This window comes from Metabacillus sp. KUDC1714, assembly GCF_014217835.1.
GTDB lineage: Bacteria > Bacillota > Bacilli > Bacillales > Bacillaceae > Metabacillus > Metabacillus rhizosphaerae.
In genome coordinates this window covers 5,247,069-5,267,736 of the sequence record NZ_CP055263.1, presented here as the reverse complement: position 1 = coordinate 5,267,736, position 20,668 = coordinate 5,247,069, and the positions used below count along the sequence as shown (strand labels likewise).

Genomic DNA, 20,668 nt, shown 5'->3' with positions numbered 1-20,668 from the left:
TTCGAATAGGAGGGAGAGCTATGTCACAACGTTTAGTTATTGCAGGAGTATCAAGTGGAGTTGGCAAAACTACGTTTACAATCGGTTTAATGGCTGCACTAAAAAAAAGAGGTCTCAATGTTCAAGGCTTTAAATGTGGTCCAGATTACATAGACACAAGCTTTCATACCGCGGTTACGGAACGGCCATCTCGTAATGTAGACAGTTGGATGTTTTCTAAAGATGTGTTGAAAGAAGTATTTATACAGGGTAGTAATGGTGCTGACATTTCAATTATCGAAGGTGTAATGGGATTTTATGATGGTAAATCAGCTGACTCAAATCAAGGCTCGACAGCTGAGATTAGTATGTTGCTAGATTGTCCTACATTATTAGTTGTTGACTGCAGTAAGATGGCTAGAAGTGCTGCAGCTATTGTTAAAGGGTATCAATTATTTGAACCACATGTAAATATTGTTGGCGTTATTGCAAACAAGGTCGGAAGTATTGGCCATTACAAAATAATAAAAGAAGCTGTTGAACAGGAATGTGGTGTTCCAGTTTGTGGCTACTTATTAAATGATTCTAGCGTAAAGATGCCCCAAAGACATCTTGGTCTTGTGCCTTCAGTAGAGCGTGGTGATTTGAATGAGCTATTTTTAAAGTTAGGTGAATTAGTTGAACAAACAATCGATGTAAATAAATTGTTACAACTTAGTATGAGAAAGCCTTTAGAGAGTAATGTAACGGATTCAATTTTCAAACAACGCTCATCAAAAGGGATCAAGCTAGCAATTGCGAAGGATAGAGCCTTTAGTTTTTATTATCAAGAAAACCTTGAATTACTTGAAGCCTATGGTGCTGAATGTCTTTATTTTTCACCATTAAAAGGTGAGACGATCCCTGAAGAGGCAGACGGACTTTATATAGGAGGCGGCTTTCCAGAGCAATTTGCGAAAGAGCTTTCAGAGCAAAGTGCAGTCAATCAATCGATTAAAAAAAGGATCGAGCAAGGACTACCTACGTTAGCTGAATGTGGTGGCTTTATGTATTTAGCAGAATCAATCGAAACGATTGAAGGCAAACAATATCCTATGGTCGGGGTTATTCCTGGAAAAATAAAAATGGGTGACAAGTTAGCTGCAATTGGTTATCGGGAGATTACAGGTCTACCGGGAAATTTTCTGCTTACACAGAAGCACACCGCTCGGGGACATGAGTACCATTATTCTTCCTACTATTCTAGTAATGCAAGACGAAATGCATACCATACAAAAGGGGTATTTGGTGAAGGTGAAGAGGGCTATTTAACAAAGAATCTAATCGCTGGCTATACCCATATTCATTTTGCATCCTGTCCAGAGCTAGTGGAAAACTTTATTGAAAAATGTGTGGAGATGAAGAAACATGGCTCACGGTAAAGCAATTCCTATCATGATTCAGGGCACACATTCAGATGCTGGTAAAAGTATACTAGTTACAGCATTGTGTAGAATTTTTGCTCAGGATGGCTTTCGAACTGCCCCATTTAAATCGCAAAATATGGCGTTGAATTCCTATATTACTCTTGATGGAAAAGAGATTGGCAGATCACAAGGAATTCAAGCAGAAGCAGCTGAGACCGTTGCAACAACAGAGATGAATCCAATTCTAATTAAGCCAACACGAGATAACGAAGCGCAAATTGTTGTGCATGGGAAACCTCTTAAAAGCATGAAAGCGCAAAACTATCGCAGCGACTATTATGATACAGCGAAAATAATTATTGAAGAATCCTATCAAAATCTCGCTTCGTCGTTTGAACGAATTGTAATAGAGGGGGCAGGAAGTCCTGCGGAAGTAAATCTAAATGATCGCGAGCTAGTTAATATGAGTATTGCTAAAATGGCAGATGCCCCTGTCCTTTTAGTAGGTGATATTGACAAAGGCGGTGTTTTTGCAAGTCTAGTAGGGACATTGCAGTTACTTTCACCGGAAGATCGCAATCGAGTTGTCGGGGTGATTATTAATAAATTCCGTGGTGACCTTTCACTACTTGAACCAGGTTTAACATGGTTTGAAAAATACACAGGAAAACCAATATTAGGTGTGATTCCGTATATTAATGATTTGTTAATTGATGCAGAGGATTCCTTAAGTTTAAGTACGTATAGTAAACAAAAAGATATTGACAAAGAAATAGATATTGCAGTTATTAACTTTCCACGAATATCTAATTTCACGGATATCGATCCATTCCTATCTGAAAAGGATACTCATGTTCGTCTAGTAGAAAATGCACGTCAACTTGAGCAGCCTGATATCATTATCCTACCTGGAAGTAAAAACACAATCGAGGATCTCTTGTTTTTAAGAGCAAAAGGCTTAGAACAAGAAATCATCAGAGCACATCAAAATGGGGCGGTCATCTTTGGAATATGTGGTGGATATCAAATGCTGGGTGACAGAATAGAAGATCCTTTTCAAGTAGAATCAAAAATCAAAAGCATAGCAGGATTGAAAATGCTCCAATTAGAAACGTTATTAACAAACGAGAAGACAACAGTACGTTCAACAGGAACAATACAGCTATTTGGAGTTAATGTTAAAGTAGCAGGATATGAAATTCATATGGGTACCACAACCCATGCCCCTCAAATAGAACCTCTCATTCAATTGAATGATCGAAAGGATGGAAGTAAGAATTCCATGGAAACGTGTATCGGAACTTATTTCCACGGTATTTTTCATAATGACGAATTTAGAGGGGTATTTTTAAACCATATTCGTAAAAAGAAAGGCCTGCAGCCTTTTCTCACAAGAGAATCCTTTGAAGATAGCCAAAATAAAGATTTCAACCGCCTAGCTGATCATGTTCGAAGCGCGCTTGATATAGAACACCTTTATGAAATAATGGAACAATTTCAACAAAGAAAGAGAGAATCCAAATGACTTCAAATATTAAAATACAAGAGACTCTACAATCTATTCAAAATCTTAATGATGAAAAAATGCAAGAAGCAAGAGAGTATGTAAATTCTTTAACGAAACCAATTGGAAGCTTAGGGAAATTAGAAGAACTCGCAATTCAGCTTGCCGGAATAACAAATCAAGTATTTCCTGAGGTTACACCTCCAGGTATTATCGTTTTTGCTGCTGATCATGGGATTAGTGAAATGGGGGTTTCTGCCTATCCAAAAGAAGTAACGACCCAAATGGTATACAACTTCCTAAATGGCGGTGCTGCAATTAATGTATTTGCAAAACAAATAAATGCTTTTCTTAAAATTGTTGATATTGGGGTAGCTGAAGATATTAACCATAACGAGTTAATTAATAAAAAGGTGAAATATGGTACGAATAACTATGCGCATGAAAATGCCATGACAGAGGAAGATGCGAAACAAGCCTTAATTGCGGGAATGGATATGGCCCAACAAATGATCGAAGAAGGTGCTAAGTGCATCATCGTTGGTGAAATGGGAATTGGGAATACGGCAACCGCAAGTGCAATTGTTTCGGTAATAACTGGATGTTCAGTCGAGGAAGTAGTTGGCTTAGGGACAGGAATCTCTGATGAAGCTCGAAATAAAAAAGTATCTATCATTTCTAAAGCATTATCAGAAAGAAAACCTAACCGAAAAGATGCAATTGATATTTTAACAAAAGTTGGAGGTCTAGAGATTGCGGGGATGACAGGAGCTATTATTAAAGCTGCTGAACAAAGGGTTCCAGTGATCCTAGATGGTTTTATTAGTACAGCTGCTGCCCTATTAGCTGTCGTTCTAGAGGAGAAGGTAAACGATTATTTGACAGCGGGCCATATGTCTAAAGAGCAAGGGCATATCCATGCCCTTGCATACCTACATAAATCTCCACTCCTTGAACTTGATTTAAGATTAGGCGAGGGAACAGGCGCTGCACTTGCATTTCCATTACTTGAAACAGCAACAAGAATGATGAAAGAAATGGCGACATTTCAATCAGCAGGCATTACAACTGAAAGTGAATCGTCCAAGATTTAGTAAATATTCATTTACACTTACTATATCTTCTTTTATAATAATGCATGTCACAAAAAAACGAATATTCAACAATAGGTCCTTAAATGACAAGATTTTGAGGATAATAGGGAAGTTTGGTGAAATTCCAACGCGGTCCCGCCACTGTAAACGTTGAATGTAGCTAAAAAAATACCCACTGTATAAATGATATGGGAAGGGTTAGCTATAATGATGATGCGTTAGCCAGGAGACCTGCCTATTGTTATGTAAAAGTATCCTTCGAGGAAAAGGATGGCTTTATAATGCTGGTGTCTTTTGATGTTTACATTGTAAATCACCATTTCCTTAATGCATTTATCGCCTTTTCCACGTGAATAGGCGTTTTTTTGTGGAAAAATGAATAGGAGTGGTAAGAATGACAACAGTATTGAAGAAATGGCTTTTACTAAGCATCATGGTTATGCTAATCAGCGTTTTCACAATTGCTTGTGGAAATGCAGAAGATAAAGCAACAGATGAGAATGAAACAACTTTGAAATCTGATGAAACAAATGAAGGGGAAACCAAAGCTGCCTTTCCAGTAACAGTTACCGACGGAACTGGTGAAGAAGTAACAATTGAATCAGAACCTAAAACAATTGTATCTGTCATCCCAAGTAATACAGAAATAACATTTGCTTTAGGGCAAGGTGATAAGCTTATTGGAGTAGATAATTACAGTAATTACCCTCCAGATGTTGAAAAGATTGAAAAAATAGGTGATCAACAATTAGATGTCGAAAAAATATTGGCTCTACAACCTGATCTTGCATTAGTAACTGATTTCCAACATGAAAACAATCCCGATATTTTAAAGCAATTTAAAGAGGCTGGTATTGATGTCATTGTTATAGGAAGTGCGGAATCATTTGAAAATGTATACAATACGATTACTTTAATTGGCCAAGTTACGGGTGCGACAAAAGAGGCTGACACGATAGTAAAAGAAATGAAGGGGAGATTAGCTGAAATAAAAGAGCAGGCAAAAGCTGTAACTGAAAAGAAAGCTGTCTGGGTAGAAGTTTCACCTGCCCCAGACATTTTTACAACAGGTCAAGATACATTTATGCATGAGATGTTAGAAGTTATCAATGCAACAAATACTGCCGGTGAACAAAAAGGTTGGGTCAAAATGACCGAGGAAGAAATTGTTACATTAAACCCTGATGTTATCATTACTACATACGGATATTATGTTGAAAATCCTGCAGAAGGCGTATTAAACCGTGCTGGCTGGGAAGAGGTGCCTGCTATTAAAGATAAACAAGTTTTTGATGTAAATAATGATACGGTTACTAGACCAGGACCACGATTAATTGATGGGGTTGAGACGCTTGCAAAGCTTATTTATCCAGAAATTTTTGACAAATAAATTCGTTTGGATGTATCTAATATGTGGAGTGTTTGTGCTAATTGCAGCACTCCTTGGTTTATTTATTAGTAGTGTTCATTATCCAATTACAGTAATTATGGATGTATTAGCTACAAAAATTGCCGGAATAAAGATATTTAGTGAGGAAATTCCCAAAACAGTAGAGTCGATCATATGGGAAATTCGATTTCCTCGTGTTTTATTGGCGTTTTTTGTAGGTGCTGCACTATCATTAGCTGGGGCAGCCTTTCAAGGGTTATTACGAAATCCACTCGCAGATCCGTACACAATCGGTGTATCTTCAGGTGCTTCTTTAGGTGCAGTTATCGTTCTATATTTTCAAATTACCATCACCTTTCTAGGTAGCTATACATTACCAGTTATCGCTATATTAGGTGGATTATGCACTATGTTTATTGTTTTTGCTGTGACCCATCTATCCAATCGAAGACTTTCAATTGAGACGATTATCCTTGCTGGTATTATCGTCAGTTCTTTCATTGGAGCTGTCATTTCACTTATCATTGCTTTAAGTTCACGTGAAGATATTCGGCAAATTTTATATTGGTTAATGGGGAATGTTGGGATGAGAGGCTGGAGTCATGTTAAGCTAATGATTCCCTTCTTTCTTATTGGTGCGTTGTTTTTAATAATCCGTTCAAGAGAGTTAAATGCCTTTGCGTTAGGTGAAGAATCAGCTGAACATTTAGGAGTAAACGTTCAGAAGGGAAAGATTTATATTATCATAGGAGCATCCTTACTAACAGGAGCAGCTGTTTCTGTATCTGGATCAATAAGTTTCGTTGGATTAGTTATTCCGCATTTTGTTCGGTTATTAATCGGACCAAACCATAGACATGTCCTACCTTTATCAATGTTGGTTGGTGGGGGATATTTGATCCTTGCCGATCTAATCGCCCGGACAATTATTTCACCAAGTGAACTACCTATTGGAGTGATAACAGCTTTAATTGGTGCACCAGTCTTTGCTCTACTATTAATTAGAGAACGACTAGGAAGGGGATAGATATGATTGACATTAAGCAATTATCTGGAGGGTATGAAAAAACGTCGGTAATAAAGGATGTTACACTTACCATCGAGACCGGTCATTTCTTTGCACTTATTGGTCCGAATGGAAGTGGAAAAACAACTCTTGTAAAATTAATAACAGGTGTGTTGCCAATAAAAAAAGGAACGATTACTATTTTTGAGAAGTCACTTCATAGCTATTCAGCCCTAGAAAGAGCTAGGATCATAGCCGTTTTATCACAGGAACCACAGGTTGAATTCGATTTTCATGTGGAAGAAATTGTTATGCTAGGACGTTACCCACACCAAAAAGGATTATTAAAACATATTTCTAAAAAAGATCGTCAAATAGTTGATGAAGTTATGAAACAAACCGATGTATTTCAGTTTCGAAAACAACCATTTAAGAGTCTAAGTGGTGGAGAGAAGCAGAGAGTCTTATTAGCTAAAGCACTTGCACAAGAGCCAAAGATCCTTTTTTTAGATGAGCCTACAAACCATCTTGATATAAAACATACAGTTAGGATGCTGGATCATTTAAAAGAATATCAAAGGAAGCATCATTTAACGATTGTTGCTATTTTACATGACTTAAATACAGCCGCTCTTTTTGCAGATAAGATAGGCTTACTTAATGGTGGAAAATTAATTGAGACAGGTGAATTGTCTCTCTTACAAAATGAAAATCAGCTAAGTGATGTATATGAAGTAGGGATTAAAACTAATTTTCACCCTGTTATCCCAAAACCACAAATCACGGTTATTCCTAACCAAGTAAAAAAAGAAAACCTAGGGCTAGAATATGAGTTAAAACAAACTGATCAATCTATCCATCTTACATTTAACCATCCTTTAAGAACAATCTCTAACGGTGTTTTAGGAGAAGGCTTGCAGTGGGCCAAAAACTTTTGTAATTTTCATGTCAAAAAAGAATATAACTGCTCAAATCCTAAAGAGGATATTATTAGCTGGTTAAGACAAGCGGAGATCTCTGAGTATGACACAATTGGCATGATGACAGCAGTGAACCTAAAAGATATGAGTATCTTAAAAGAAACGTATGAAGATGTTCAAATAATAGCAGTCATAACCGCGGGTGTTGGTAATGCAATTGATATCACTGACCCTTCCACAGTTAAGCAAGGCTATCAAATCGGAACTGTAAATATTATGGTTTTTATTGATGCTCATTTAACTGATGGTGCTTTAGTAAATGCCGTTCAATCTGTTACAGAAGCAAAGACGAAAGCCTTCAATGACTTACAAATTAAAGATGCTGCTACTTGTACAATTGCAACAGGTACATCAACAGATAGTACACTTATTGCAGCTACTCAAAAGGGTGATCCTACACCATATGCAGGATCTGGAACTGTTATTGGAAAAGGAATTGGTATGTCTGTTTATAAAGCGATGATCAAAGCTGTGCAAAACTATGAAAAACGCAGAGTGCAGCAACTATGAATGTCTTTGCTATGCATTTTTATATGATCATTACGGCGATTATTACCGATTTACTTATCGGTGATCCAAGGTGGCTTCCACATCCTGTAATCATCATGGGAAAAGCGATAAGCTTTCTTGAAAAGATGTGGAATCGGAACAAGTATCGCAAGGCAAAAGGAATGCTTTTAACTTTGACAATTGTTGGCGGGACGTATATCTTTGTTTATTTCTTACTTAAAATTGTGAATTATATCCATCCGTACGCTACGTTTTTAGTGGAAATGTATCTTATTTCTACGACAATTGCAATGAAGGGATTACATAAAGCAGCCAAAGAAGTCGCGATCCCACTGTTACAAGGGGATATATCTTTAGCTCGTAAAAAGTTAAGCTTTATCGTTGGTCGTGACACGGAAGACCTGCCCACAGATGAAGTGGTTCGCGGTACTGTCGAAACCGTTGCTGAAAACACTGTTGATGCAATCATTGCTCCATTATGTTGGGCACTGATTGGTGGTGCACCATTAGCAATGGCTTATCGTGCAACAAATACATTAGATTCAATGGTTGGTTATAAAAATGAAAAATATAAACAATTTGGTTGGGGATCTGCCAGGTTAGATGATGTAATGAATTGGATTCCAGCTCGGTTAACGGCAATCTTAATTTGGCTTTTTTCGTGGTTTGTTCCCAATTCTAAAAAGTGGAATGCTTTTGTTGTAACTGTTCGTGATGCTAAAAAGCACCCAAGTCCGAATAGTGGTTGGCCTGAGGCTATGACTGCAGGGCTTTTAGGGGTTGTGTTAGGAGGAAAGAATTTTTACCAAGGAATTGTTTCCAACAGAGCGGAAATGGGCAACTATACTCGCAGGCTTCAGCCTAAAGATATTCAAAAAACGATTATTTACATGCATGGTGCATGGTTTATGTTTGTGCTTATACTATTCTTCATTTATATGAAGCTATAGAAAAGAAAGGTGTGGTGAAGATGGAATGGCCTGACCATGGTGGGCAACCGAAGAAAATTCTAGAATTAAAAGGAATTAATAAAGATGATCTATATGTTGACTTTAGTGCAAATATTAATCCGTTAGGACCTCCGATGGCATTAAAAGAGAGCTTTATAGAAGCGTTTAACCAATTCGAAAAGTATCCTGATCCCAACTACGAAGAAGCTACAAAGTTAGTTGCTACTCATGAAGGGGTAAGGCAAGAACAGACTCTCTTAACGAATGGAGGCTCTGAAGCGATCTTCCTAGTTGCCCAACAATTTACTGGGGAAAAAGCGTTAATAATCGAACCTACATTCTCTGAATATGAAAGAGCTTGTCACGTATTTCAATTATCTGTAACCCATCTTTCTCTTCAACAAGAGGATCATTTTTCTTTTCCACTTGAAAAGGTTATATCGAAAATGGAAGAAGTAGATGTCGTTTTTTTATGTCGTCCGAATAATCCAACAGGAACTGTAGTCGACATTGAAGATATTAAGGCAGTTCTTGAAAAAGGCATCGAGTGTCAAACAACGATTGTAATCGATGAAGCATTTATTCACTTTTTACCCTCCCATATCACTGACTTAGCGTTCCTTATTGATCATTATGCAAACTTAGTATTACTGAGATCATTAACTAAAATTTTTTCAATTCCTAGTTTGCGACTTGGTTATGTTGTTGCAAGGGAAGAGATGATTTTCCAATTGAAGAGAAGTCAGATTCCTTGGAGTGTAAATGGTATTGTAACCTCCATACTCCCTTGTCTAGTTACTCAGCATGAATTTATTGATGAAACAAAAGCTTGGTTACAAGGACAGCTAAAACTTTTAACCACCGAGCTTTCAAGATTAGGCTTCTATTATTCACCTACTCTTGTAAATTTTTATTTGTTAAGAGATCTTGATCGACAAGCAGATACTGAACAATTATTTCTTTATTTACTAGAGAATAACATTATTCCACGACATACTCATACTTTTAAGGGTCTTGATGGAAACTATTTACGTTTAGCGGTTCGTACTGAGGCTGAAAACAACTTTTTCCTACAAACGTTACGCAGATGGAGAGACAGGCAATGTTAACGTTTATTTCTGGTGGTGCTCGTTCAGGGAAAAGTTCTTTTGCAGAAAATTATACCCTTGAATTATTCGAAAAATCTGGTCGAAATGAGACATTATTATATATAGCTACTGCAGAAAGAACTGATCGTGAAATGGAAAATCGAATAGCTCGACATATTGTTGAAAGAGAATCAATTTGGGATACAATTGAAGCACCTTTGGAGGTAACACGAGTATTACAAACAGTAAAGGAACAGGAAGTCATTTTATTGGATTGCTTAACGGTTTGGATAAATAACATGCTGTATAAAGGAAAGACAGATATAGGGATGATTTTGGAAGAAGTTTCAAAATGGATTAAACTAGCTGAGGAGAAGCAACTGCAATTAATCATTGTCTCAAATGATGTTAATGAAGGAATCCAAAGTGACAATTTGTTTATTCACGAATACATCTATAAGCTTCAAAAAGTTCACAGTTTAGTTACTTCTAAAGCAGAATCAGTTTATCAAATCGTTGCAGGAATACCGATTAAATGGAAAGGCTGATCATGATGAAGCATTACATTTTAGGATTTATTTTAGCTATGCAATTTTTAACTCGTATCCCGATTCCTATTGAGTGTCCTTGGGAAAAAAAATCAATAAGAGGAGCACTTGCTTCCTTTGGAATCGTTGGGTTAATCATTGGAGGTATTTTAGCTATAGCCATTACAATCACAGACTCGGTATTACCAGGATGGATGATCGCTCTATTGATCGTGACGATATGGGTGTTTTTAACTGGAGGATTACATTTAGATGGCTTAATGGATGTGGCCGATGCGGTGGGTTCAAATGCTCCTTTTTCGAAAAAGCTTGAAATCATGAAAGATCCTCAAGTTGGAAGCTTTGCTGTCCTTACCGCCATCTTTCATCTCACTTGGAAAATTACATTCGTTTATGGGGTTATTCAGACAGATCAACTGAAACCCTTACTGTTCTTTCTTATACTGATTCCAGCATTCAGTCGATTAATCCCGCTTTACTTATTATATTACCTTCCAGTAATGAAGCAGGAAGGACTTGCCTATCAATGGAAGAAGCATCTAACTGGCCGCGAGGTTATTATTGGCACTACTATCGTTTTCCTTTTTACACTAGTTTTCCCATACACACTATTGCTCTTCTTTTCATACTTCGTATTCTACTTTTTCCTTCGTATTTGGATCTTAAAAAACTTTAAAGGCATCAATGGGGATCTTCTTGGTGCATCAATCGAAGGAGGGGAATTATGGGGTCTTTTCATACTATCGATGTATATTTGGTTCGTCATGGGGTGACAAGTTGGAATATTGAAAAAAGATATTTAGGCCATACAGATGAACCATTAGTAGAGCATGAGCTTTATAAATTAAATCCATTGCGAAGCTCCCTTAAAGAAATTCCTTTTGATCGTTATTATTCTAGTGATCTTAAACGATGTACAGAAACATTTCGATATTTAATAGGAGATAAACTCGTTTGTTTAGATTCTAGGATAAGGGAGCTTGATTTTGGAAAATGGGAAGGTATGACTTATGAGATGCTAAAAGGTGATGTAAGCTATCAAGATTGGTTAAACAATTGGGAGCATATTGCTCCACCGGGCGGAGAAACTCTAGCCCAGTTAAACGCTAGAATAAATGCCTTTCTGGCAGATCTACTTATTCAAAATAAAGATCATAATAGTAACGTGCTTATCCTTACCCATGGGGGCGTCATCCGAGCTATCTTGAAAAACTTTGAGCAAACGAAGTCTTTCTGGGAATTAATGATACAGCATGGAAAAGCATATCACTTGTCATTTCAACAGCAAAAGGGGGAATGGGTTTGCAACTCGTTGTCGGTGGTGCCTATTCAGGAAAAAGAAAACTAATTCGTGAGCAATATCAGGATATAACCTGGCACAGTGCGTATAATGATCATTTGTTGAGAAATTGGAAAAATTCCTATCATTCAAAAGCAGTCCTTGTTTTAGAAGGTTGGGAAATATGGATTAAGGAAGCATTATCATCCCAACTGAGTCTTGATGAAGCAAGGGATTACTTTTTTGAACTGATTGATGAAATATTTGAATGTGAGAAGCTTAATGGTAATCCTATCATCTTTATTATGTTAGAAATGGGACGAGGTATTGTACCTATGACTGCAGAGGAGAGAAATATCCGGGACGTAGCTGGGTGGGTGCTACAGCATGCTGCTTCTAAAGCTAAAACAGTACAATATTGCTGGCATGGTTTAGTAAAAACAATTAAATAAATCAAGATTCTAAAAAGAAGTTTACAATTCGGTGAAAGGGTTCTTAAGGTAAAGGTCATTAATAGTTTCCATTATTTTCAAAAAGGTAGACTTTATAGGTCTATATTAGGAAAAATAGCGTAACACCTAAGAAATTTAAGCGCTTCTTCGTATTGTTTGAATGATAAAGAAGGAGGAGCTTTTGATGAAAATGAAATGGGGTTTTACAATACTTGTACTTACGAGTATTGGATTGTTCTTTCCCTCAAAAGGTGAAGCAGCATTGGGTGATCGAACTTTATCGGAAGGTATGGTACATAATGATGTTATCGAATTACAAGAATACTTAATAGCTAAAGGAGAATTTCCCTATCATACCGCAACAGGTTATTACGGAGTAATTACAAAGGAAGCAGTTAGAGAATATCAAGATGAACAAAATTTAAAAGTTGATGGTATCGCTGGTCCTCAAACGATTAACAAAATAAAAGTACTACGATCGGGAGATATGGGGAGGCCGGTTGTTAAACTCCAACGACTTTTAAAGGCTTGGAATCTATATAGTGGCACCACTGATGGAATATACGGAAGTGGTACAAAAAATGCTGTTATTCAATTCCAGCAAAAAAACGGACTAACTACAGATGGCTTAGCTGGTCCACAAACGTTTAAGAAATTAAACCAAAAAGCAACAGAAGTAGATAATCAAATCAAGGAATTAACTGTAGAAAGCACAGCTTATACTGCAAGTTGCAATGGGTGTTCAGGTACCACAAAATTAGGAATAGATTTAAAAAAATATCCTGATGGACATGTAATTGCTGTAGATCCAAATGTAATCCCATTAGGTTCAACTGTTGAAGTTGATGGATACGGTACAGCTATTGCAGCAGACATTGGCGGGGGTATTAATGGAAATGAAATTGATGTGTTTTTTGCAACGGAAAATACCGCACTAAAATGGGGAAGAAAAGCTGTAAAGGTGAGAGTAATTAAGTAGCAACATAGTTTGAATAGTAAGATAGTAAAAAGCGATTCTATTGTTAGAATCGTTTTCAATAATTTAACGAGAAGTGTGAAGTACACTTCTTATTTTGAGCAGGAGCAGGATGAATCAGCTGTATCCAATTTAATCATTTTATGGTATTTCAGGAAAAGGCACATTTGCTAATAAATAAAGCAAGTGTGCTTTTTCAGGTATTTTAATATTATCAATCGATTACTTATACAAGAATACCTTTAGATTTTCACTAGAATCAAAAGTCGCCAGTAATACATCCTTTACATGTATATTGTGGGTTGTTTTAAGTTTATTCAATATCCATTTTTCATCTTTACCAAGATGTTGTAACTCATTGTAATCAATCTTTCGCTCTTTAATGATTGTCCTAGGAAAATCAAAAGGCTTTATTTCAAGTGTTAAATCAGTAGGTGTAATTGGCTGATACTGAGGATATAAAAATATCGATATCGTTCCTCCAGGTTCCCAAAATGCAAGTACTACTTTTTGAATATCATCTGTTTTTTCTTTTCGTAATTCAGATAGAAGAATATCAACTGTAATCCTTGCCTTATTTAAATTTTTGAAATTAATTTGTCCGTTTTCAATTAGAGGGATAGGTTGTGGATCAAATATATTTCGTAACCCATTCCATTTTAAGCTTAAATATATTCCAGAAACATATAAAAATACTAAAACTGTCATCGTTATCATTGAACTTTTTAACTCTAATTTTTCATCTGATAAAGGATGGGCAATAATATTCCCTATTACTAACGCAATAACAAAGTCAAGGAATCGCAACTGTGAAATCGAACGCTGTCCCATTATTTTTGCTATTACTACTAAAAAGAAAAACGCTACAACTGCTCGTAAAACCCACTCCATAGCTGTAAGTGATTCTTGACTACTAAAAAAATCCATTAAAATTCACTTCCTATTTCCCAAACGCCTATATTCTTTACTAATTGCTTATTCTTTCCATTCGAAAAGTTGATATGTATGTAATGAGAGAAAAATTGTCAAACTCCTCTGAATTGGGACGATGAATAATTCCTTTACCAACTCGGAATTATAGACTTATGAGATACTTTATTCTAATATTCGTCATTCTATTTACAACTTTATTTCCAAAACAATTTGAAGCAGAAGAAATGATAAAAGTAAAGTTAGTTAATTATATAGGAGATACCGACAAATTAAATATTGTTCTAGAAGGAGGCTATCAAACACTTGACCCTACTCTTTCCTTGAAAGAAGGGGTAGATTATCATGTAACAGTGAAGAATGATTCATTGTACTTGCAGGGAGAAGGTAAGGAACAAAAGATAAATGGTCCTCTTGTTATTATTCCTGAAACCTATGATCATGATCATGCTATTTATGTTAACAATCGACCATATTTAGGTGCAATGGAATTTAGAATTGAAGAAAACGTAATTCGACCAATTAATCAATTACCAATAGAAGATTATTTAAAAGGTGTAGTGCCTTTTGAAGTCTTTCCATCTTGGCATCAAGAAGCATTAAAAGCACAATCATTAGCTGCACGTACGTATGCTTATTCACATACTAAGGACGAAATGGATGATACGATTCATTTTCAAGTATACGGTGGATATAACTGGAATGAAAACACTACGAAAGCAGTTGAAGAAACTAATAGTGAGGTTATAACATTTGATAATCACTTAATAGACGCTTTTTATTCTGCTAGTAATGGTGGTGTAACTGAGAATAATACACATGTATGGGGTGGGAAGACGATGTCTTATTTTCCGATAAAAAAGGATCCTTTTGACCCGACACACCCTTGGGAATTTACAATTCATCGAACACAAATTTCGATGAATGACATCAATTGGGACAATTCAAATTGGTGGGATGATGTAAAGGAAAAGGATGAAGAAATCACTTTATCTATGAAGAAGTGGCTTCAAAATAACGGTTATCCAGGTGACATAAAAATAGTATCAATTCCTAGATTAGAGTTATCAGAACAACAGCTTAATTCAAAACGGACGGATAAAGGTTCAATTACTGTAGAGTTTTTACACCGATTAATAGATGGTACTGTATTATTCGAACAGTTCACACTTGATGATGTTAAACTAAATCAGATTCGTCCGATGATAGGAGGAAATCAGTTTAAAAGTTACTTGATAAGCTCCCTCGAATGTAACGAAGATACTTATACAATGAAAGGAAAAGGTTACGGTCATGGTGTTGGGATGAGCCAATGGGGAGCAAATTTCATGGGAGAATCGGGTAAAACATATAAAGAGATTATCCAGTTTTATTATCCTGGAACATTAATAACTACATTTACAAAGTAGCGGAGGTATTTGAATGGAAGTTTATGAAGAGAAATACTGTGAAAACTGTGCTCAAGAAACAAAACATCAAGTGACAGAAGATATATTATCTATTTATTACCAATGTTTGAATTGTGAAAATACCTCTGAAATGGTCAAAAACTTCTTCTAAAGCATAATAATAAAAAACACCATTCATTTATTGAACGGTGTTTTTTTTTGGTCCTTATTTAATTCATATGATTATTCTAGTATTATTCCCGTTTGGTAGCTGTGCATGAAATTTTCAACAACCTCTTCAATCGAATCATTTGCATCTGGAACTTGGACAAGAACTTCGTTTCGCACCGTTACTGCTTTAACATGTACTTGATTAACACGATTTATTTCCAATTGTAAACGTAGATCTTCTGCCACACTATCTGCTTCATATTCTCTACTTATTAAATATCTAAAATTTTTCAATACCCTTACCTCCCAACATTTTTAACAGACCTTACTATACTTTGATAAAAATCATAGGAATATTACTTCACATTCTTATTTTGTGAAAAAATAGCCGCTTAATAATAAGTGGTGTTATTCTAAAAGCGGCCAGACCCAAGGATGAGATAGGAGATAAAATGTCGTGCGGTTAACCATAATGTAAAAATTTTAAACATTATTAAGATTCTTTAGTTTCACTATTCAGATCCGTTTGACAGTGATCGCTTCACGCATTTTTTTGAGGGCATCTTGACCTTCACTTCCTCGTTTCATCAAGATATTCACGTAAAGTACGTCAATAAGGGTTAACTGTGCAATCCGTGATGATAACGCCTCAGAGCGGTATTCTGTTTCCTCTGAAACTGTATAAAGAGGAATATCTACAGCTGCGCTTAATGGTGATTTTGCATAGTTTGTGATCGCAATTGTCTTTGCACCTGTTGACTTCACCACATTTAAGATATGAAGAATGTCCTTGGATGATCCTGAATGCGATATTAATACCGCACAATCATTTTTAGACATCTGTGAAGCTGCCATTAGTTGAAAGTGAGTATCAATGACCGCATTTACTTTTAAGCCAGTGCGCACTAATTTATGAAAGGCATCAAGAGCGATAATACTTGAGCCACCACTACCAAAAAAATGAATCGAATCAGAAGCAACGATTCCATCAACGGCTAATTGCAATTGTTCTTCATTAAAAATCGATAAAGAATCTTCGATCGTTTTAATATTAGTACGAAATACTTTTGTAGCAATCGTCTCTACTGAATCTCCTGCATCAACTTTTTCGTGAATATCCTGTAATGGTGATACAACTTCAGATGCAAGGGCAATTTTCATAGCTTGGTACCCCTTATAACCGATCCTTTTACAAAAACGAAAAACAGTTGAGTCCGCGACATCTAAATCTTCTGCTAACTGGTTAATTGATGAATGAATGATTTTATTTGGATTTTTTAGGATATAGTCGGCAATCTTTCTTTCCGTAATACTGAATTTAGGATACATTTTGCGAACAGTGACTAAACACGGTTGTTCTTGTTTTCTCATGTGTATCTCTCCTGATAAGGCTTTCTTTTTATTATACTAAAATTCAAGCGGAAGAAAAAATATTTTTCTGAAATCGCTTGCAAAAAGAAATTTTTTTCTTATAATTAAGATATCAAGAAAATTTATTTCGCAATAGGTTAGGATGAATCGAAATGCTAATAAGGATGATAGGGTTAGGGAAAATGGTATATCAGCTATCTCTTAATCTATTACATAAGGAATATGATGTCATTCTTATGATGTAAACTAAGATTTTATGAAAAAAGGGGTGTTGATGGCTCTCGAAATGGTGCTTGTACGATGATTGGTGAAGATAAAGAGGTCTTTTCTGAGATTGAAAAAAATTTTTCGAAATATTACTGTTGCAAACTTGTTACCTGTATTCAGGTGAAATTGAAGTGGTCATTTCCTGAAAATGGTTCTGTTATTCGTTCATGGTTAATGGAACTAACGGAAAAGATATCTCGAAGGATCTTAAAGTTGAAGAAGGGGGTATGCATTCATCTGGAGAAGGAAAGTGGACAGTTGAAACAGCACTTAATATAAAAACTGCTGCTCCAGTTATCACACTAGAATTGATGATGTGTATCTTTTCTTAGCATTTACAGTTAAAGGTTTGGAAGCGCTTAGAAATGCATTTGGTGGTCATGAGCTTGTGAAAAAATAACTAGTTAATTTTACTTTTAATTTGAAATATTAATACTACATCATCTGCTATAGGACTAATTCATTTGTAACAAATTTTATTTATTTTAAAAACAACAAGAAAGGTAGTGAAACAATATGTCAGATCAAATGTTAATTCTCGTAGCTTTAGCAGGAATTTTTCTTCTTTTATTTTTAGTAATTCGTACAAAATTACACGCATTTGTTGCTTTATTATTAGTGAGTTTAATTGTTGGTATTTTGGCAGGTATGCCTTTAAATGAAGTTGTCACTTCGATGCAAAATGGGATGGGGGGGACCCTCGGATTTGTTGCAGTTGTAGTTGGTCTTGGGGCTATGTTCGGTCAAATGCTTGAAGTTTCTGGTGGTGCTGAGCGTTTAGCACAAACTCTTGTAAAAAAATTCGGTGAAGATAAATCACAATGGGCACTTGGAATTACAGGTTTCTTAGTAGCAATTCCAGTATTCTTTGATGTTGGCTTTATCATATTAGTTCCAATTGTATATGGATTAGCAAAAAAAACTGGCAAGTCTCTTCTCTATTATGGTATACCATTATTAGCAGGTTTAGCTGTAACACATAGTTTCATTCCACCAACACCAGGTCCGATAGCTGTTGCTGACTTAATTGGTGCTGATCTAGGTTGGGTAATTCTTTTCGGTACAATTGCTGGTATTCCGGCAATGATTATTGCAGGTCCAATTTTTGCTAAATATATTTCAAAAAAACTACATGTAATTGTACCAGATTATATGAATTTAGAGGATATTGAGTATGACAAAGAATTACCGAGCTATAAATTAATTGCATCCTTAATCATGATTCCGTTAGTGTTAATTCTCCTGAATACGGTTTCAGGTGTACTTTTGGAAGAAGGGAATATCGTACGTCAAATATTCACATTCCTTGGTCACCCATTTGTCGCATTAACGATTGCAACATTACTTACTTTCACATTACTTGGTACAAAACGAGGGTATTCACGCCAAGAAGTTCAAGACATTGCAACAAAAGCATTAGAACCAGCTGGAATTATAATTCTAGTAACAGGTGCAGGTGGAGTTTTTAAACAAGTTTTGATTGATTCAGGTGTTGGTGAAGTACTAGGAGATATGATGGCAGGTTCAGCTTTACCACCAATTGCGCTTGCATTTTTAATTGCAGCAGTTGTACGTGTAGCACAAGGATCAGCAACAGTATCGATGGTTACAGCTGCAGGATTGATGGCTCCCCTAATTTCAATTTTAGATTTAGAAGGTCCTGTACTTGGATTATTAGTTATCGCCATTGCTTCAGGTGCCACGGTGTTATCACATGTAAATGATTCTGGCTTCTGGTTAGTAGGACGATACTTCGGATTAAGTGTGAAAGACACACTTAAATCATGGACGGTCATGGAAACAATTATTGGTCTAGTAGGTTTTGGTGTAGTATTTATACTTGGGTTTTTTATTGGATAATTGGTACACCGACGCGAGTGCAAGCGACAGGAGGTTTTGCCCGCTCAGTTCGGAGACAAATGCTTGCTGATGTCTTTGATCAAGAAGTGACAATTTCTGAAAGCTATTTTAGGCGCTGGAGCTGGATGTCATAGCACTTATCCACAGTCCTAGAATTTTTAGTTTCCTAAGCTAGTACAAATCTAAAGATATGAAAAAACGTGGAACTTCAAATAGTTCTCACGTTTTTTTATTAGAAAGAAGGAACAAAAAGCTTTCTCGTTGAACTTACATATAACGTATAAAGGAGGTTTAGTAAATGCCATATTTATCATTAACTACTTGGAGTCTTCACCGAGAGCTTGGACCATTAAATTGGACTTACTGGGATGAAGCCCAAAAAAGTCAACAAACAAGGGTAGAAGAACAACCAGAAAATATCACTTTATTAGAATTACCATTTGAATTAGCTAGACAAAACTTTCGTTCATTAGAAGTCTGTCACTTTCATTTTCCGAGCACTGAGCCTGAATATTTACATCAACTTAAGGAAGCTTTTGAATTGTCAGGTATCACATTTCATTGTCTTTTAGTTGATTATGGTGATATTAGCAATGAAGACTCTTACAGAAGAAACTCTGACATCGAATTTATCAAGAAATGGATCGATGTTGCAGCAATTGTGGGTGCGAAAAGCGTTCGTGTGATTGCAGGTGAAGCTAATCCAGGGAACAAAACAGCTTTAGAATTAGCAAAACAGGGTTTTAGACAATTAGGAGAATATGCACAGCCAAAAGGGGTAAGAGTAGTAACGGAAAACTTTAAACAACTTGCTTCCACAAAAGAAAACTGCTTGGAATTACTGAATTTCTCTAAAGGTGAAATTGGCTTAACTGTTGACTTTGGAAACTTCCTTCCTGAACATAAGTATCATTCAATTGAAACCCTTATGTCTTATGCAGAATCAGTGCATGCAAAAGCGAATTATGACAAAGAGGGTTATATCGATTCGGAGGAATATAAAAGATCATTAGACCTCGTAGGTAATAGTGATTATAATGGTCCGATTACGTTAGTGTATGATGGACCAGGGAATCTGTGGGATGGAATCAATCGAATTAAAACGGTTGTTGAACAATACTGTAATAAAGAAATTAGAACAAAATTGTAGAGACAGGTTATCTTTTTAATCAATAAGATTAGTGAAACTGTAAAGATAAATAGTTGTTAAAAGAAAGCAACGTCGTTAAATAGGCGTTGTATTTTTTTATTGAATTTTCTACATTAACCCTGTATATGTAACTATTTCTTACGAAAAAATAGCTAACTTAAAAATTGTGTGTTATATAACTTTACATATCAGTAGTAACTTAAAATAACAAGGTGTATTCTAAGAATACGAAGAATTCTCATTGCTCATATGGAGCCAAAACTAATTAGGTGATTCTATTACTTGCCCTTTCTTATAAACCATCTTCCTTTTAAATCAAATTTGTTTCTGAAAAGTTGATTATAAATTATTACTCACTTGCTGACATTA

The 20,668-nt window shown here is 35.9% G+C and carries 20 protein-coding genes, 1 pseudogene and 1 riboswitch; of the genes and pseudogenes, 18 read left to right on the top strand and 3 right to left on the bottom strand.

Annotated features, from left to right (window positions below; all coding sequences use genetic code 11):
- Nucleotides 1–20: 20 nt before the first annotated feature.
- From HUW50_RS24300 to HUW50_RS27460, 13 genes are all read left to right on the top strand, one after another.
- Entirely contained in the window at nucleotides 21–1,400 is a 1,380-nt protein-coding gene (locus tag HUW50_RS24300; RefSeq protein WP_066339544.1) for a cobyrinic acid a,c-diamide synthase CobB, read from the top strand.
- Entirely contained in the window at nucleotides 1,387–2,910 is a 1,524-nt protein-coding gene (locus HUW50_RS24295) for a cobyric acid synthase (RefSeq protein WP_066339542.1), read from the top strand. Before HUW50_RS24300 ends, HUW50_RS24295 begins: the two co-directional genes overlap by 14 nt.
- The gene (gene cobT / locus HUW50_RS24290; protein ID WP_066339540.1) at nucleotides 2,907–3,983 is read left to right on the top strand and encodes a nicotinate-nucleotide--dimethylbenzimidazole phosphoribosyltransferase; all 1,077 of its coding nucleotides are present in this window, start codon (nucleotides 2,907–2,909) and stop codon (nucleotides 3,981–3,983) included. The genes HUW50_RS24295 and cobT overlap by 4 nt, the downstream gene beginning before the upstream one ends.
- 56 nt (nucleotides 3,984–4,039) lie before the next feature.
- Nucleotides 4,040–4,236, top strand: a riboswitch (cobalamin riboswitch).
- 153 nt (nucleotides 4,237–4,389) lie between these two features.
- Entirely contained in the window at nucleotides 4,390–5,373 is a 984-nt protein-coding gene (locus HUW50_RS24285) for an ABC transporter substrate-binding protein (RefSeq protein ID WP_396652658.1), read from the top strand.
- Complete coding sequence (locus HUW50_RS24280) at nucleotides 5,336–6,400, top strand: FecCD family ABC transporter permease (RefSeq protein ID WP_185653434.1); 1,065 nt, start codon at nucleotides 5,336–5,338, stop codon at nucleotides 6,398–6,400. The genes HUW50_RS24285 and HUW50_RS24280 overlap by 38 nt, the downstream gene beginning before the upstream one ends.
- Before the next feature lie 2 nt (nucleotides 6,401–6,402).
- Nucleotides 6,403–7,869: an adenosylcobinamide amidohydrolase gene (locus HUW50_RS24275; protein WP_066339535.1), complete on the top strand. Its 1,467-nt coding sequence runs from the start codon at nucleotides 6,403–6,405 to the stop codon at nucleotides 7,867–7,869.
- The gene (gene cbiB, locus HUW50_RS24270; protein ID WP_185653433.1) at nucleotides 7,866–8,819 is read left to right on the top strand and encodes an adenosylcobinamide-phosphate synthase CbiB; all 954 of its coding nucleotides are present in this window, start codon (nucleotides 7,866–7,868) and stop codon (nucleotides 8,817–8,819) included. The genes HUW50_RS24275 and cbiB overlap by 4 nt, the downstream gene beginning before the upstream one ends.
- 20 nt (nucleotides 8,820–8,839) lie before the next feature.
- Nucleotides 8,840–9,928, top strand: coding sequence for a pyridoxal phosphate-dependent aminotransferase (locus HUW50_RS24265; protein WP_185653432.1), 1,089 nt, complete (start codon nucleotides 8,840–8,842; stop codon nucleotides 9,926–9,928).
- Nucleotides 9,922–10,455: a bifunctional adenosylcobinamide kinase/adenosylcobinamide-phosphate guanylyltransferase gene (locus tag HUW50_RS24260; protein ID WP_185653431.1), complete on the top strand. Its 534-nt coding sequence runs from the start codon at nucleotides 9,922–9,924 to the stop codon at nucleotides 10,453–10,455. The genes HUW50_RS24265 and HUW50_RS24260 overlap by 7 nt, the downstream gene beginning before the upstream one ends.
- Nucleotides 10,443–11,228: an adenosylcobinamide-GDP ribazoletransferase gene (gene cobS / locus HUW50_RS24255; protein ID WP_083964798.1), complete on the top strand. Its 786-nt coding sequence runs from the start codon at nucleotides 10,443–10,445 to the stop codon at nucleotides 11,226–11,228. Before HUW50_RS24260 ends, cobS begins: the two co-directional genes overlap by 13 nt.
- Nucleotides 11,180–11,803: a histidine phosphatase family protein gene (locus tag HUW50_RS24250; protein ID WP_066339526.1), complete on the top strand. Its 624-nt coding sequence runs from the start codon at nucleotides 11,180–11,182 to the stop codon at nucleotides 11,801–11,803. The genes cobS and HUW50_RS24250 overlap by 49 nt, the downstream gene beginning before the upstream one ends.
- The gene (locus HUW50_RS24245) at nucleotides 11,758–12,186 is read left to right on the top strand and encodes a bifunctional adenosylcobinamide kinase/adenosylcobinamide-phosphate guanylyltransferase (protein WP_185653430.1); all 429 of its coding nucleotides are present in this window, start codon (nucleotides 11,758–11,760) and stop codon (nucleotides 12,184–12,186) included. Before HUW50_RS24250 ends, HUW50_RS24245 begins: the two co-directional genes overlap by 46 nt.
- A gap of 184 nt (nucleotides 12,187–12,370) precedes the next feature.
- Nucleotides 12,371–13,165 (top strand): peptidoglycan-binding protein, encoded by a 795-nt coding sequence (locus HUW50_RS27460; RefSeq protein ID WP_269749057.1) that lies wholly within the window; start codon nucleotides 12,371–12,373, stop codon nucleotides 13,163–13,165.
- 219 nt (nucleotides 13,166–13,384) lie between these two features.
- On the opposite strand, the gene HUW50_RS24235 is transcribed toward HUW50_RS27460, so the two are convergent.
- Entirely contained in the window at nucleotides 13,385–14,089 is a 705-nt protein-coding gene (locus HUW50_RS24235) for a DUF421 domain-containing protein (RefSeq protein ID WP_185653429.1), read from the bottom strand.
- Between the two features lie 158 nt (nucleotides 14,090–14,247).
- Here HUW50_RS24235 and HUW50_RS24230 point away from each other — a divergent pair, with 158 nt between their 5' ends.
- Together HUW50_RS24230 and HUW50_RS24225 are read left to right on the top strand one after the other, a co-directional pair.
- Nucleotides 14,248–15,501, top strand: a complete 1,254-nt coding sequence (locus tag HUW50_RS24230; protein WP_185653428.1) for a SpoIID/LytB domain-containing protein — start codon at nucleotides 14,248–14,250, stop codon at nucleotides 15,499–15,501.
- Nucleotides 15,502–15,514: 13 nt separating this feature from the next.
- Complete coding sequence (locus HUW50_RS24225; protein WP_157094516.1) at nucleotides 15,515–15,652, top strand: hypothetical protein; 138 nt, start codon at nucleotides 15,515–15,517, stop codon at nucleotides 15,650–15,652.
- A gap of 71 nt (nucleotides 15,653–15,723) precedes the next feature.
- Here HUW50_RS24225 and HUW50_RS24220 read toward each other — a convergent pair whose 3' ends face one another.
- Nucleotides 15,724–15,945 carry a hypothetical protein gene (locus HUW50_RS24220; protein ID WP_066339515.1) on the bottom strand — a complete coding sequence of 74 codons (222 nt, stop codon included), beginning with the start codon at nucleotides 15,943–15,945 and terminating at the stop codon, nucleotides 15,724–15,726.
- Nucleotides 15,946–16,167: 222 nt separating this feature from the next.
- On the bottom strand, nucleotides 16,168–17,022 hold the full coding sequence (locus HUW50_RS24215; RefSeq protein ID WP_066339513.1) for a MurR/RpiR family transcriptional regulator: 855 nt from the start codon (nucleotides 17,020–17,022) through the stop codon (nucleotides 16,168–16,170).
- Nucleotides 17,023–17,436: 414 nt separating this feature from the next.
- Between HUW50_RS24215 and HUW50_RS27680 the strand changes: the two are divergent.
- From HUW50_RS27680 to HUW50_RS24205, 3 genes and pseudogenes are all read left to right on the top strand, one after another.
- A pseudogene (locus HUW50_RS27680) lies at nucleotides 17,437–17,689 on the top strand (phosphogluconate dehydrogenase (NAD(+)-dependent, decarboxylating)); the annotation flags it as partial.
- A gap of 116 nt (nucleotides 17,690–17,805) precedes the next feature.
- The gene (locus tag HUW50_RS24210; RefSeq protein WP_185653427.1) at nucleotides 17,806–19,149 is read left to right on the top strand and encodes a GntP family permease; all 1,344 of its coding nucleotides are present in this window, start codon (nucleotides 17,806–17,808) and stop codon (nucleotides 19,147–19,149) included.
- Nucleotides 19,150–19,447: 298 nt separating this feature from the next.
- Nucleotides 19,448–20,299 (top strand): sugar phosphate isomerase/epimerase family protein, encoded by an 852-nt coding sequence (locus HUW50_RS24205; RefSeq protein WP_185653426.1) that lies wholly within the window; start codon nucleotides 19,448–19,450, stop codon nucleotides 20,297–20,299.
- The last annotated feature ends 369 nt before the right edge of the window (nucleotides 20,300–20,668 follow it).

Bases quoted from the DNA above. Each gene is read 5' to 3' on its own strand.
- HUW50_RS24300 (WP_066339544.1), top strand. From the start codon at position 21: ATGTCACAACGTTTAGTTATTGCAGGAGTATCAAGTGGAGTTGGCAAA.
- HUW50_RS24295 (WP_066339542.1), top strand. From the start codon at position 1,387: ATGGCTCACGGTAAAGCAATTCCTATCATGATTCAGGGCACACATTCA.
- cobT (WP_066339540.1), top strand. From the start codon at position 2,907: ATGACTTCAAATATTAAAATACAAGAGACTCTACAATCTATTCAAAAT.
- HUW50_RS24275 (WP_066339535.1), top strand. From the start codon at position 6,403: ATGATTGACATTAAGCAATTATCTGGAGGGTATGAAAAAACGTCGGTA.
- cbiB (WP_185653433.1), top strand. From the start codon at position 7,866: ATGAATGTCTTTGCTATGCATTTTTATATGATCATTACGGCGATTATT.
- HUW50_RS24265 (WP_185653432.1), top strand. From the start codon at position 8,840: ATGGAATGGCCTGACCATGGTGGGCAACCGAAGAAAATTCTAGAATTA.
- HUW50_RS24260 (WP_185653431.1), top strand. From the start codon at position 9,922: ATGTTAACGTTTATTTCTGGTGGTGCTCGTTCAGGGAAAAGTTCTTTT.
- cobS (WP_083964798.1), top strand. From the start codon at position 10,443: ATGGAAAGGCTGATCATGATGAAGCATTACATTTTAGGATTTATTTTA.
- HUW50_RS24250 (WP_066339526.1), top strand. From the start codon at position 11,180: ATGGGGTCTTTTCATACTATCGATGTATATTTGGTTCGTCATGGGGTG.
- HUW50_RS27460 (WP_269749057.1), top strand. From the start codon at position 12,371: ATGAAAATGAAATGGGGTTTTACAATACTTGTACTTACGAGTATTGGA.
- HUW50_RS24235 (WP_185653429.1), bottom strand. From the start codon at position 14,089: ATGGATTTTTTTAGTAGTCAAGAATCACTTACAGCTATGGAGTGGGTT.
- HUW50_RS24230 (WP_185653428.1), top strand. From the start codon at position 14,248: ATGAGATACTTTATTCTAATATTCGTCATTCTATTTACAACTTTATTT.
- HUW50_RS24225 (WP_157094516.1), top strand. From the start codon at position 15,515: ATGGAAGTTTATGAAGAGAAATACTGTGAAAACTGTGCTCAAGAAACA.
- HUW50_RS24215 (WP_066339513.1), bottom strand. From the start codon at position 17,022: ATGAGAAAACAAGAACAACCGTGTTTAGTCACTGTTCGCAAAATGTAT.
- HUW50_RS24210 (WP_185653427.1), top strand. From the start codon at position 17,806: ATGTCAGATCAAATGTTAATTCTCGTAGCTTTAGCAGGAATTTTTCTT.
- HUW50_RS24205 (WP_185653426.1), top strand. From the start codon at position 19,448: ATGCCATATTTATCATTAACTACTTGGAGTCTTCACCGAGAGCTTGGA.